This window comes from Tamlana crocina (assembly GCF_012037625.1).
In genome coordinates, this window is sequence record NZ_JAAVJS010000012.1 from 79,186 (window position 1) to 92,722 (window position 13,537).

At 38.7% G+C, this 13,537-nt stretch carries 9 protein-coding genes; 3 read left to right on the top strand and 6 right to left on the bottom strand.

Translation table 11 applies throughout. The features are described 5' to 3' along the window. The 3 genes from HC176_RS10100 to murI all read left to right on the top strand — a co-directional run bounded on the left by HC176_RS10100 (position 1) and on the right by murI (position 2,413). Positions 1–1,029 (top strand): OmpH family outer membrane protein, encoded by a 1,029-nt coding sequence (locus HC176_RS10100; RefSeq protein WP_167918081.1) that lies wholly within the window; start codon positions 1–3, stop codon positions 1,027–1,029. Positions 1,030–1,068: 39 nt separating this feature from the next. Continuing rightward, complete coding sequence (locus HC176_RS10105) at positions 1,069–1,566, top strand: OmpH/Skp family outer membrane protein (protein WP_167918082.1); 498 nt, start codon at positions 1,069–1,071, stop codon at positions 1,564–1,566. Positions 1,567–1,633: 67 nt separating this feature from the next. Then, positions 1,634–2,413 (top strand): glutamate racemase, encoded by a 780-nt coding sequence (murI, locus tag HC176_RS10110; protein ID WP_167918083.1) that lies wholly within the window; start codon positions 1,634–1,636, stop codon positions 2,411–2,413. A 62-nt stretch (positions 2,414–2,475) separates the two neighbouring features. On the opposite strand, the gene HC176_RS10115 is transcribed toward murI, so the two are convergent. From HC176_RS10115 to HC176_RS10140, 6 genes are read right to left on the bottom strand one after another with little or no spacing between them, the layout of a single operon-like run. Further along, positions 2,476–3,417 (bottom strand): glycerophosphodiester phosphodiesterase family protein, encoded by a 942-nt coding sequence (locus HC176_RS10115; protein WP_167918084.1) that lies wholly within the window; start codon positions 3,415–3,417, stop codon positions 2,476–2,478. Positions 3,418–3,435: 18 nt separating this feature from the next. Then, entirely contained in the window at positions 3,436–5,028 is a 1,593-nt protein-coding gene (locus HC176_RS10120) for a calcineurin-like phosphoesterase C-terminal domain-containing protein (RefSeq protein WP_167918085.1), read from the bottom strand. Between the two features lie 15 nt (positions 5,029–5,043). Further along, entirely contained in the window at positions 5,044–7,023 is a 1,980-nt protein-coding gene (locus HC176_RS10125; RefSeq protein ID WP_167918086.1) for a calcineurin-like phosphoesterase C-terminal domain-containing protein, read from the bottom strand. Next, positions 7,023–8,246, bottom strand: coding sequence for a BACON domain-containing protein (locus HC176_RS10130; RefSeq protein ID WP_167918087.1), 1,224 nt, complete (start codon positions 8,244–8,246; stop codon positions 7,023–7,025). Before HC176_RS10130 ends, HC176_RS10125 begins: the two co-directional genes overlap by 1 nt. A 25-nt stretch (positions 8,247–8,271) precedes the next feature. Beyond that, positions 8,272–9,840 carry a SusD/RagB family nutrient-binding outer membrane lipoprotein gene (locus HC176_RS10135; RefSeq protein WP_167918088.1) on the bottom strand — a complete coding sequence of 523 codons (1,569 nt, stop codon included), beginning with the start codon at positions 9,838–9,840 and terminating at the stop codon, positions 8,272–8,274. Between the two features lie 10 nt (positions 9,841–9,850). Then, positions 9,851–13,438 carry a SusC/RagA family TonB-linked outer membrane protein gene (locus HC176_RS10140; RefSeq protein WP_167918089.1) on the bottom strand — a complete coding sequence of 1,196 codons (3,588 nt, stop codon included), beginning with the start codon at positions 13,436–13,438 and terminating at the stop codon, positions 9,851–9,853. Positions 13,439–13,537 lie beyond the last annotated feature (99 nt).

Genomic DNA, 13,537 nt, shown 5'->3' on the forward strand with positions numbered 1-13,537 from the left:
ATGCAAAACAACGTTCTTTTTTTACTGACATTAGTCGCTATGCTAAGCCTCTCTTCCCTCAATGCGCAACGCGGGGTAAGGATTGCTTACATAGATACTGAATACATTTTAGAGAATGTTCCGGAATATCAAGAAGCCACGCAGCAGCTTAATGCCAAAGCACAAAAGTGGAAAAATGAAATTCAGCAAAAATTAGCTGCGGTTGAACAAAAACGAGAAGCTTTAAACAACGAAAAAGCCTTATTGACGACCGAACTGATTGAAGAACGCCAAGAGGATATCGATTTTGAAGAAGCCGAAATATTAGATTATCAACAAAAACGATTTGGTCCCAATGGCGATCTATTCATTCAGAAAAAGCAATTGATGCAACCGGTGCAGGATCAAATATTCGCGGCCGTGCAAGATTTGGCAGAAGGCAGAAAGTACGATTTTATTTTCGATAAATCTTCAGATGCCACCATGCTCTTTTCGGCAAAGCAATACGATTTAAGCGAGCAGGTATTACGAAGCATTACCCGAACCGCCAAACGTACGCAAGCCCAAAACCGAGCCGAGCGAAAAGCTGCCGAACAGGAAGAATTAATTCCTGAAATTAACGAAGAATTGGAAGCGCGCGAAAAAGCTTTGGAAGAAAAAAAGCAAGCCAGAGCCGATGCGGTTGAAAAACGCCGACAAGAAATTCTTGCTGCACGCGAAGCCAAGAAAAAAGCCGCCGAAGAAAAGCGCCAAAAAATATTGGAAGAAAGGGAAAAAGCTAAACAAGCGAAATTAGATGCGAGAAACGGTACAAATACCGAAACTGCTGAACCATCTGAAGAAGTAGAAAACAGTGCGAAGTCAACAGAAACCGCTTCAGAAAAAACGGAAGAGGCACCAAAAACACAAGCTGAACTGATTGAAGAAAACAGACAACGCAAACTAGCCGAAAGAGCTGCCCGACAAAAAGAACTCGAAGAAAGAAAACGAAAAATATTAGAAGAACGCCAAAGACGAAGAGATAGCATTATAAATGCTAGAAAAAATTAAACAAAAATAAATTTATAACACACTTAACATTAATTAAAAATGAAACAATTTAGAACTCTATTATTAGCAACCGCATTATGTCTCGTAACTGTTAGTTTTGCACAAGCCCAAAAGGTTGCCCATATAAACACCCAAGAATTGATTGCGGCCATGCCTGAAGCTAAGGCAGCCCAAGCCGAAATCGAGGCCTTAGGCAAAACTTACCAAACCGATATTCAAGCTTCTATTACCGAGTACCAAAATACGGTAAAGCAATACGAAGCTGAAGCAGGTACCAAAACCGACGAAGAAAACCAAAAAAGAGGTTTAGAGCTTCAAGAAAAGCAACAACGTATCCAACAATTTAGAGCCGATGCTCAAAAGGATTTAGCTCAAAAAGAAGCAGAATTATTCAAGCCTATTCAAGAAAAAGCCATGAACGCCATTAACGAAGTGGCCAAAGAACAAGGTTACGAATATGTTTTGGACAGAGCGACTTTAATCGTTGCCGAAGGGAAAGATATTCTTGCCGACGTAAAAAAGAAATTGGGCATCTAAACCCTAACAAAATAAAACATTTGAAAAGCTGTCTTTTAAAAGGCAGCTTTTTTATTTTTGTGCAACTATGAGCAAACAACCTATTGGTATTTTTGATTCGGGTGTTGGTGGCACTTCCATCTGGAAAGAAATACACGCGCTAATGCCGTATGAACACTCCATTTATTTAGCCGATAGCAAAAATGCGCCCTACGGCCCCAAAGGCAAAAAGGCCATTACAGAACTCAGTATTAAAAACACCGAATATTTAATCGAGCAAGGTTGTAAAATAATTGTCGTGGCCTGCAATACTGCCACCACCAACGCCATTGATTATTTACGCGCAAACTATCCCGTTCCGTTTATAGGCATCGAGCCAGCCATTAAACCGGCCGCCCTGCAAACCCAAACGCATGCCGTGGGTATCTTAGCTACCGAAGGCACTTTAAGCAGCGAACTTTTCCATAAAACTTCATTATTATTTGCCAAAAACATTACCGTTTTAGAACAAACCGGCGATGGTATTGTGGAATTAATTGAAACCGGGCAATTACATTCGGAAGAAATGAAAACACTTTTAAAACTCTATTTACAACCAATGATTGATGCTAACATCGATTACTTGGTGTTGGGTTGTACGCACTACCCCTATTTAATCCCCATTCTTATCGATTTGTTGCCTAAGCATTTAAAAATAATTGATTCGGGGCAAGCCGTAGCCAAACAGACCAAATCCGTATTAGAACAGCATGCATTGTTAAATGCATCAACCACCACACCCAATATAAAGTTTTTCACCAACGGTAATCCGCAAATAATGCAATCCCTAATACCTGAAAAATTCAAAGTTGAAACTCTTGATTTTTGATTATAATAAAAAAAAAGCGCAGTTAAACAACTACGCTATTAAAACAAAAACTAACTAAAAACTCAATTCTCAATCAACTCTTTATTTTTTTTATTTTCCAATATTACTTTTTCAGGATAGTCTGTTATGATGCCATCCACACCCAAATCAATTTGCTCCTTTATCGCTAAAGAATCATTTACGGTCCATGGTATCAATTTCATCTGTTTTGCTTTTACAGAATCTATAAATGCTTTATTTTTTACTAATTTATAGTTGGGACTATAAATTTGGGGTGTAAAATTCAATAGTTTTAAGTTATCTTCAACACCACCTTTACTTACCAAATAGGCCAATTCAACCTCTGGATAAGATTTGTGCATTTCGTTGAGAATTGCTGGGTCGAAAGATTGAATATTCCATTGTCCCGCTATGGCTTTGCTGTTTATAACCTGCATAACAAACTCGACCATTTTATCGGGTTGAGGCTGATATTCTCCATATTGCGATGGCACCGATTTAATTTCAATATTATAGTCCACAGCAGGTAATTTCTGTTTTTTCAAAAAGGCTTCCACACTGTCAATAACCTCCGAAAGCAAAGGTTTGTATGCTGAAATTCGTTTTTGCTGAGGAAATTTAACATTGCCTTTTAGCCCAACTTCAAAGGTTTTAATACTATCATAAGTCATTTTATACAAATTAAACTGCTTTTCTTCGGCCTTAGAAATGCTGTCGCCCGTTGGGGTTAACACATACAATGATGACATGTAAGGTTCGTGGGAAACCACCACTTGATTATCTTTTGAAACCACCACGTCCAACTCAATAACATCCACACCTTTCAAAATGGCATTTTTAAAGCCAACAATGGTATTTTCGGGGCTGTGCCCTCGTTCGCCCCTGTGGCCCTGTACCTGAACTCGTTTTGCTTCAAACTTTTCTTCTTTTTGGATTGAGGTTTTAGCCTTTTCTTTACACCCAAAAATCACTACCAACAGTAGCAAAAACTTTAAATACTTCATTTTATTTAAATTGTTATTTTAAAATTTAGGTTCTTCAACCCGATACGTTTTACTGGCAAAATGTTCATTGCCAAACATATCTTTTGCTTTTACCTCTATGGTATGCACACCCGCGTCAAGATTAGAAAGCACCTTCCCTCGCCATAAATGTGTACTATCAATTGGGTTTGAACCACGTTTGCCTGGTATTAAAGTTTCAGATTCATCCCAATTAATTATTTGGGAAACATACGATGGATCAACTTCATTAACGTATTCCATGGGTTTCCAATCGCCATTATCAATACGGTATAGCACCTCATCGTTTTGGCTTCCCATGAAAAAATTCACATAAATACCCGACTTGGTTCGTTTGGCTTTTGCGACTACTTTTGGAGCGAAAATTTCCATTTGATAGGTTTTTGGTTTCCCCGCCACTTTATAATCTATACTATACGAATTACCGTTAAAGTTAATAAAGGCATAACCTTTTGGCGTGCCGTCTCGCATAGTTGAAACGGGGATTTTATTTTCATCCAATCTGCCCGAATACCAATCGCCACTTGTTGTGCCTACATTGTAATGATGATGGGGTTTTTCTTGGTGCCAACCGTCGCTTTTTGTGAAAAAATCTTGACGTTGTATATGTGTGTGCGCCGATAACGACAACGTATTAGGGAACGGTTTCAGTAAATCGAACAATCGTTTGCGGTCTTCATCTCTAAACGTATCTTCGTTTACGGGTTCGCTCAATGGAATGTGCATGGCCAACACAATTAAATAATCTTTGGCAACGTGTTTTAAATCGTTTTCAATAAACCGAAGTTGAACTTCCCTAAGACCACCCCAATATTTTGTTTGGTTTCGTGGATCGGGATACAGTACATCATCCAAAACAATAAAATGTACTTTACCGTAATTGAAAGCATAATTTGCAGGCCCGAAATGGGCTTCGTATGTTTCATCGGAAAGCTTATCGGTTTCAGCATCAAAATTAATATCGTGGTTGCCCAACACGTTATACCAAGGTATTCCCGCTTTTTTTGTCGCTTGAATGTACGGATTAAATAAGTCCAAATCATTCCCAACCAAATCGCCAAGGCTTAAACCAAACGGCACATTTTCAATATTGGCCACTTCTTCCACAACGCCTTTTGCAAAATAATCCACTTCCTTTTGTGTATACGGTTGCGGATCTCCAAAAATCAAAGCCGTAAAAACGTCTTTTTCTTCGGAAGGTATTAAAGGAAAATTAAGCAATCGCGGTAATTTACCCGTTGCTTCAACACCTTTGAATTTTAATTTTGGTGATCCTTTTGGTTTATGATTATAAAAAAACTGTGGTAAATTATCGGCGTTTGTTGCAATTGCATAGTCACTTGGTTTTATCACAGAAATGATGTTATCATCTCCCAAAGGCAATTCGTATTTTCCTTTTTTATCTGTAAGCACAACATCAACGCCGTTTGTTACGGCAACATTAGCAATTCCTTTTTCTCTCGACTCTTTTTTGCCATTTTTATTGGCATCGCTAAACACATAACCAGCTACTTTTTCTTGTGCTAAAGCTTGAAAACTTATAGTTGCAAAAAGTACTAGCGTTAACGATTGTTTTATGTATAATGATTTCATTTTTATTAATATTTTTTATTTCATATCTAAGGTTAGCGCTTTGGGGCGCACCATATTTTCGGTGTAAACATTGCCAAATCTATCAGTTACTTTTATACTTAAAGTGGCATCTGGCATAGCTGCCGTTACTTTAAAAAAGTGAGCCGTTTTATTCGTTACAAACGCACTGGTCGGGGTTGCTCCTGCATTTAAACGCAAAGCATCATAAGAAATAATATGTAACGGATCTTTAGCACTTACTCGTGAAATTTCTAAGGGCGTATTGCCTTCTAAAACTTCAATTTGCCATTGCGAATCGTAACCCCAAACGTTTATTAAAACATCGTTGTTTGCACTTGGACTGGCGTAGACATCGGCATAATCGGCTAAATCGGTATCATTTGAATTTGGGGCGTAATTGGCCGCTGTAATATGAATACTATTTAGATCGTAAGTTCTAAACTGGTAATCTTCATCATAACCAATCCCTTTAAAACGCCATTTTATATCGCGGTTATTCATCTCCCAAATACCATATCCGCCTGGGCTTCCATCTTTACAAATATGATTACCGGCATAACCGTTTCTACCGGTCCACCACCACGTTGCACACAATGCAGCTGTGTTATGCTCCATAATGTTATGCTCTTCAACCGAAAAATTAACATGTGTATGCCCAGATAAAACATGAACGGTTGCAAATTCGCTCAATGCATTTTTTAAGGTGCTTGCGTTTAACAAATCGGTTGTATTCACCTGACTTCCGTTAGCATCTAAGGACGGATGTTTGTGCAATGGTGTATGCATTGCCAGTACAATTGGCGTACTTTTATCTGTAATGGTTGCCAAATCCTTTTTTAACCATTCTATTTGATCGTTGGTTAAACGCTCGTTGTAATTTCTGCTGCCTACGGTTCCTTGGGAACCTCCAGAATTGATATACTCCACGCTATCCAATACCACATAATGCACTTTTCCTAAGTTGAAGGAATAGTACGTTGGCCCAATAATATCGCGGTATTTATTTTCGGCTTCCCAGTCGTTAGCATAATAAGGATCGTTATCGTGATTCCCGATTAAGTTGAATACCGGAGCATTTATTTTATTCATGTAAGGCACGTAATCGTTAAGTCCGAAATTATTGTTGTACCAATACGCATCCCAAGTTAAATCGCCCAAGGTTAACGCATAAACTTTTGTTCCGTTTGCGGAATATTTATCTATGGTATTGTTAATGTCCGGCAACACTTTAGATGTAAATTGCTCTAAATCGTTATTTCTATTTGCCAAATGCCAATCGGCCAAAGACAACACCACATGATTATCGTTATTCACTTGAATAAGCGAAAAATCTTTTTGTTCTACCGTTTCTGTGCTGTTACTAACACGCTTAAAAAACTGAGGTGCGCTACCAACATTGGTAACTTCGTAATTTCCAGGAACGGAAATAAAAACAAATCCTGTTTTTTTAAGTGACGCTAAATAATAACGCCCTTGAGCATCGGTAACAGTTACTTCGTAACCATCGGAAACCGTTACATTAGCTATACCTTCGCCATTGCAATACACCACACCTTTTATGTTTTTGCCTGCAACATCAGGAATATTGGTATTCGCAATTACATTACACAAAATATTACCCAACAATAGTTTATTGGTATTACGCAAAACACTTACAGCGTAATTTCCTGATTCAAAATTAGCCGGAATCGCAAAGGTGAATGTGCTATCTGAAACTTCAACAACTGTTCCTGAAAAGCTCTGTGAAGTAGTTGAAGATACAAACTCAATGGTATCTCCAACTTTAAATCCTTTTCCTGTTAATGTGGTTTGTCCATCTCTGCTAACATCTAACGACGAAGGAATTGAAACACTAGAAATATTTAAGTCGTTATTTTCATCAATTTCAACCTCATCATTACTTTCACAATTAAGCAAGGTAAAGCCTAAACCACTAACACTTGCAAGTGTTGTTAAACCACTTAGCTTAATAAATTTTCTTCGTGATTGACTCATTATTCTATAATTTCAACTTTAATATCATCTAAAAAAATGCGGTTTTTACCTTTACCCACACCTTTAAGTGCAAAATCGCCACCAAGTAATTGCAATTGGGTTTCGGCAGTAGCACCAGTAATTGTAAAGCTGTAAGTTGCCGAAGCATCTTCCCAAACTGCTGTACAATTAGGATCGGCATCATAATCTGGCCAATTACTGATGGTAAATGCATCTACACTTGTAGTTCCTGGGCCAATAACACCGACATTTAAAATATTATCGTCTTGTGTACCTCTTTTGGTTTGGTAAGGCACCGCCTTAAACGTAACCTTAACATTGGTTTCTTCGTCTAGAATTAAAAATTTTGGAGAAATTAAATCGCCACCGTAACCTGTTTTTCCAAGTTTTACAAAACCTGTTCTGGCATACACCACTTGCTGATTGCTAGAACTTGTATTTGGGGTGCTTGTCCAGCCTCTATCCATTTCGTCTTGCGTCCAAGAATCCATACGTTTTTCGCCAGATGTAGTATAAAAAATGGTGCTTCCGTAGGTTAACCAATCGAAATGCTCTTCTAAAACAATGCTTCCATCCAATTGCGTGATGTTAACACTTTTGCTTAAAGCAGGATAATTTGCGGAACTCACGGTTAAAGTCGCTGAACGCTCTGTACCTTTATTTTTTTCTGCGGAAAGTTTTATTGATGTTTCGGTGGTTTCTAATTCCTGAATCCAATCTCCATTTATAATTTGGTACGTCCACTCAACATTGGTACTTAAATTAATTTGAAAGTTACCACCAGCAGAAGCAACACTTATACCTTCTTCAGCATTTTGAACCGTTATAAATGGTACGTTGGCTTCTTGCTCAATGCGAAATAAAGCGGGCTGCTCTTGACCATTTACCAAGAATGCAAAGTTCATAACTCGAGCATCAAAAGTGTTGTTTTCTTCAACAATAAATTTAAAGATGCCATCATCATCACCTTTATTTGGAAATGCCTTTACCCACTCACCTTCGCTTTGTGCTACCACTTCCCATGACTGATTGGAACGTACCACATAGCTTTGGGTAATTCCGTTGATATCCACCGACAATCCGGTTGGGTTTTCTTCAATTGTAAAATATGGATCACCCATAGTTTCCTCATCATCATTACATGAAACCGACACCAATAACAGCGCTATTAATGCAAACAACCTCGATATTTTGTTTGTATGAATTTTATTTAGTGTATTCATTATTTTAAATGTTTTTTTTTGATTTTTAGTTTCCGCTTTCAATAGCTTGTTTACTCCACCAAACAGGAGTTTTCATATTATTTTCACCCCCCATACGCGTTAATGCCTCTTGTGCATTGGCGTTGTTTGTTGCCATTGTTGTATTGGGGTAAGCAAAACGCGTTGGCAATACATAATCGTTGAATACCGTACCACGACCAATGGTTAACTCTGGATATCCCGTACGGCGGTATTCGTGATAAGCTTCCATACCAATCCAGAATAGACTTAAGAATTTTTGATTTGCAATAAGTTCGGCCTTATTTGTAGCGTTATCCCAAGATGCCAAATCTGAAGCTAAAAATGCTTCAATATTTTCTACTGAAATTTCCACTGGGGTTTCACTAAACTGCCCCAATTCTGCCCATTTTTCAATGGAAGCGGTTACAGCATTTTCGTAGTATTGTTTTGCTGCTAATTCGCCACCAGCAATACTACCTTTTAAAGCAGCTTCGGCTAAAATGAATTGAACCTCGGCATAATCCATATAACTTGCTGGCATTTCGGCTCTACAAAAAACAGCGGCGTTTAACCACGATGTTCCAGCATCTGCAGCGCTTTGCTCAGTTTCGGTGCAACCTGCAATGGTTCCTTTCCAAGCGTTTACACCATTTACCAAATAGTTTGGATTTTTCTTTCCGTAGATAGCCAAACGAGGGTCTTCATAGGTTTGATTTCCAAAATCATCGGCAATGACCGTCATTTTAATTAGCTGCTCGGTGAGTTTACGACCAGAACTTGTAAAGCCGTTTTCGTTAGTATTTGCAAACTGACTACGATATGGATCCGCACCAGAAAAACGAACCGTTGCATTATCTTCATTCGATTCGAATAATGGATATTTACTTGGGTTGTTTAAAATCTCTGTCATTTTTGTGGCTGAGCCCATTTCGTCACGACCACTAACACGGCACAACAAACGTAGGTACAAAGCATTATTGAATTTTCTCCACTGCTGGATGTTGCCGCCATACATACCATCTAAAGCAGGTTTTATGAACACGGGGTTTTCCGCATATAGACTGTTTGCCGTTTCTAAATCGGCAAACATTTGCTCGTAAACTTCCTTTTGAGAATCGAACTTTGGCTCTGTTGTACCACCTTCGCGTGCTTGAAAGGCCTCAGAATATGGTACATCACCAAACATATCGGTTAAGTTAGACATGTAAAGCACCTTTAAAGTTAAGGCTACCGCTTGCAATGATTGGTCGTTTTGTGCTACACTTAAATCGTACATGTGCAGCGCATTGTTTGTGTAGCGAGCATAGGTATTCCATACGCTTTGCCAGTTTTGGTCACCAATAAAATAGCGGTGCTCTTGACGTGTGCCCCCACCTGTAAATGCTGTAAACTGAATTAATTCGTTGTTCCAAAACCAAGTATAGTTTTGCCAGGCGTTAATACCGTTGTACAACAATGGTTCGAACAAACCGCTGGCCTTAATATCGCCAACATTGGTTCGGTTTGGGTTTGTATTTATATCTTCAAAATCGGAAGTACAAGCAAACAATAAGCTTACCAACCCGATGGTTAATAGTTTTCTTAAATAAGTCATAACAGTGTTTTTAGAATGAAAGTTTAACGTTTAATCCGTAAGTTCTTGTCATCGGGAAAGTCATCGATTCAATACCTTTATAAATGTTAGAGCCATTTAACATACCCGTATCCGGATCGTACTGCGGAAAATCTGTAATACTGAATACATTGGTAGCGTAGGCCCCAAAACTTACATCTTTAAATGCCCCGATTTTGCTTATTAATTTTGCAGGCAATTGATAATCTAAACGCAATTCCCTTAGTTTTAAATAAGAAGTATCGAAGGTGTTCATTTCGGTATTGTTACGATTCCAAACGTAAGTATTGTAATAGGTTTGAATACTGTTTGTTACCGTATTATTTTTGGTGTAGTTGATAGAACCATCTGTATTTTCAACGGCATTAACACCAGGGTGCACTATGCCATCGTAACGCCCTTCAACTGAGTTATTAAGTTTACCTTGGTAAGACAAAGCAAAGTTTGTTACCGAAAAAGCATTTCCGCCCAATTGCCCTGCAAAAGTTGCCGAAAGCATTAAGTTTTTATACTTAAAACGCTGTACCATACCTGCTCGCCAGTCTGGGTTTACACTACCAATTCTTGTTTCGGGAGAATTATCCAAAACCGGATAGCCTTCAGAATTTACAATATGCATGCCCGAAGCATCTTGCTCTTCACCATTTTCATCAATGTAAGTAGCGCCTTCCGGTGCTCTTTGAAACCCACGACCGTAAATAACGTGCATCTCTTCACCTACATAAGAATACACATAAGTTCTGCTTCCAATGGTAGTTCCCATATCGGTTTGTAGTGGTACCGTAGGATCCCAACCATCCTGTAAGCTCACTAACTTATTAATGTTTTTAGACCATGTGACATCAAAATCCCATTTAAAATCTTTGGTTCTTACAGGTACAAAATTCGCAGAAACCTCTAATCCCTTATTGGAAATTTCACCGGCATTAATAGTCATTCCCGTTGCACCGGTAATCTGGTCCACATCAACAGAAACAATTTGATTTGTGGTTGAAGAATGATAAGCCGTAACATCAAAAGACAGTCTGTTTTTAAACAGCTTGGCTTCAATTCCAGCCTCCCAGCTTTCTACATTTTCTGGTTGAATTAACGGATCTGGAATATTTCCTGGTAGCTTGTAACCTCCCGGATATGAAGTTGTGCCATAAACTTGATCAAGAGAATATGCCGAAGTATCGTTACCTACGTTTGCCCAAGATACACGAGCCTTTAACATATCTACCCATGGCGCATTCTCTTGAAAATTGAATGTTTTGTCCAACAGAACACTTGCCGAAACCGATGGGTAAAAATACGACCAATTCCCCCTGGATAACGTACTGGACCAATCGTTACGGGCCGTAACATCTAAAAAATAGGCATCGTCCCAACTTAAAGACAACAAACCATACAAACTATTTACTACTTTTTCGCTACGGTAGTTATACGGGTCTGGGTTGACCCCTGTAGGCAAGTTTGTCGTGTGGTAAATGCCCTCTTCACCTAACTCGCTTAATGTAATCTTACTGTTGTAATATTCGTTAACACGATTGTTACCACCAACCATAGCAGAAAGCCCAAAACGGCCATCGCTAAACGTATTGTTGTAACGCAGCATAAAATCGTTGTTGTTTTCCAAAACCCTAACGGTTTGCTCTCGATAAAAACCGTTTGGCACCCCTCCCGTATAATGTGGTTTACGCTGTGTTCTAAATTCATCAGACCAATCTACACCAGAACGCAAATCTAAAGTAAGGCCTTTTAACAAATCGAAATTCAAACCTATACTACCAAAAACCCGATCTTTATCTTGTGAGTTTAAGGCTTCGTATAAAGTACGGTATGGATTAAAAGAATTCGCCGAAGGAAACACAAGTCCCATACCATTTTCGCCACCGGAATTCCAGTTCGCATAGTTGTAACGTCCTTCAAAATACTCATCTTTCCAATCTTGAATACTGTTTACATTAAAGCCCCAAACTAAATTATACATTGGGTTGGTTTCATCGTAACCACTAACCGGCATGTTATCACTTTTCTTTTTGTAATAATTAACCTTTGCGTTCAACTTTATCTTATCTGAAACAGGCGTATTTATAGCAAGTGAAACGGTGTTTCTATTAAAACCCGTGTTAGGTAAAATCCATTCGTTTTTAAAATCGGTTACCGAAAAACGTGTTGATGTTCCTTTGCCGTTATTTCCGTTGATGCTAACCGTATTGTTTGTTGTTACACCGGTTTGGAATAAGCCCGTGTACCAATCGTCTTGATATACCCATGGTAATTTGGTGTAGGTATCATCATCCCAATTTTTAGAGGCGTACAAATAACGCATTTTGTTGGCATCGAATGCCTCCCCAAATGTATAGCGCGAATAGTGCCTTGGTTGCTCTACGCCATCTGGAGCCATTTCTGACGTAAGGTTCCAAAGTGAATATTCACTAGCACCCATGTCGGAACCATTACCAAATTGCGTTTGAAAATCCGGAAAAAAACCAGCCTGCTCGAAAGTTACCGAAGAGTTTACCGTAATACCCAAACCTTTATTTTTTTTGCCCGATTTGGTGGTAATCATAATGGCGCCATTGGCCGCACGCGAACCGTACAATGCCGCAGCCGCTGGCCCTTTTAAAACTGAAACCGATTCGATATCATCTGGATTAATATCACTCATGCCATCGCCATAATCTACAGGTGCATCGGCCTGTGCATAATTACTAACACTTCGGGTAGCCGTTGTCCCAGAATTTACAGGCACACCATCAATAACAAATAGCGCTTCGTTATTACCATAATTTAACGATTGGTCTCCTCTTAAGGTAACCCGAATAGAGCTACTGGGCCCTGAATTTGCCGAAGTAAACGTCAACCCCGCAACTTTACCGCCTAAACTGTTCAGCCAGTTTCCCGAAACGGTTTTGGTGATTTCGTCGCTTTCAATTTTGGCCACAGAATATCCCAAAGATTTTTCCTCACGGGTAATATTCAATGCCGTTACCACAACTTCATCCATGGCGACCACATCCTCTTGCATGGTGATATTGAACAGCCCCCCATTTCTGATTGAAGTTTCAACACTATTCATTCCCATAAAAGAAAACAGAAGAGTACTATTTTCAGGTGCCTGCAGGTCATAATTCCCGTCAAAATCGGTAAGCACTCCAACTTTTGTGCCTTTCAAAATAACATTTACCCCAACTAAAGGCATGCCTTGCTCGTCTTTAACTTGGCCGTAAACCTTTACTTTTTTTAAACCGCTTAGCGTAATGGTAGAACCGCTTACCAAGTAGTTTAATTCAGCGTCTTTACTAATTTGGTCTAAAATGGTTTGTAATTTCTCGTTGGTGAAATTATAGGTGAATACCTTTTTATTATTTAGTATATCGTCTGAATAACTAAACCGGTACGGTGTGTTTTTCTCTAATTGATTGAATAACTGATTTAGAGTTACATTTTTTACTTTAAGTGTTGTAGTTTTTTCAAGATTGTTTTGTGCTGAAACACATTGGGTAGATAGCCCAAAAAGAGTGATGGTCGCGATAAATACCATCAAAACCTTGTCGGAAAAAAATTTCCTTTTTTGGTATAAATTTAATTTCATAATTTAGTGTTACTTTTTTAGTAAATAGGATTTTAAAAAATTCTGAGAAGCTGGAGCTGGTGACACAGTTCCAGTTTTTTTTATTGTTTTCGATTGCGT

Bases quoted from the DNA above. Each gene is read 5' to 3' on its own strand.
- HC176_RS10115 (WP_167918084.1), bottom strand. From the start codon at position 3,417: ATGAAGTATTTAAAGTTTTTGCTACTGTTGGTAGTGATTTTTGGGTGT.
- HC176_RS10140 (WP_167918089.1), bottom strand. From the start codon at position 13,438: ATGAAATTAAATTTATACCAAAAAAGGAAATTTTTTTCCGACAAGGTT.
- HC176_RS10125 (WP_167918086.1), bottom strand. From the start codon at position 7,023: ATGAGTCAATCACGAAGAAAATTTATTAAGCTAAGTGGTTTAACAACA.
- HC176_RS10100 (WP_167918081.1), top strand. From the start codon at position 1: ATGCAAAACAACGTTCTTTTTTTACTGACATTAGTCGCTATGCTAAGC.
- HC176_RS10105 (WP_167918082.1), top strand. From the start codon at position 1,069: ATGAAACAATTTAGAACTCTATTATTAGCAACCGCATTATGTCTCGTA.
- HC176_RS10130 (WP_167918087.1), bottom strand. From the start codon at position 8,246: ATGAATACACTAAATAAAATTCATACAAACAAAATATCGAGGTTGTTT.
- murI (WP_167918083.1), top strand. From the start codon at position 1,634: ATGAGCAAACAACCTATTGGTATTTTTGATTCGGGTGTTGGTGGCACT.
- HC176_RS10135 (WP_167918088.1), bottom strand. From the start codon at position 9,840: ATGACTTATTTAAGAAAACTATTAACCATCGGGTTGGTAAGCTTATTG.
- HC176_RS10120 (WP_167918085.1), bottom strand. From the start codon at position 5,028: ATGAAATCATTATACATAAAACAATCGTTAACGCTAGTACTTTTTGCA.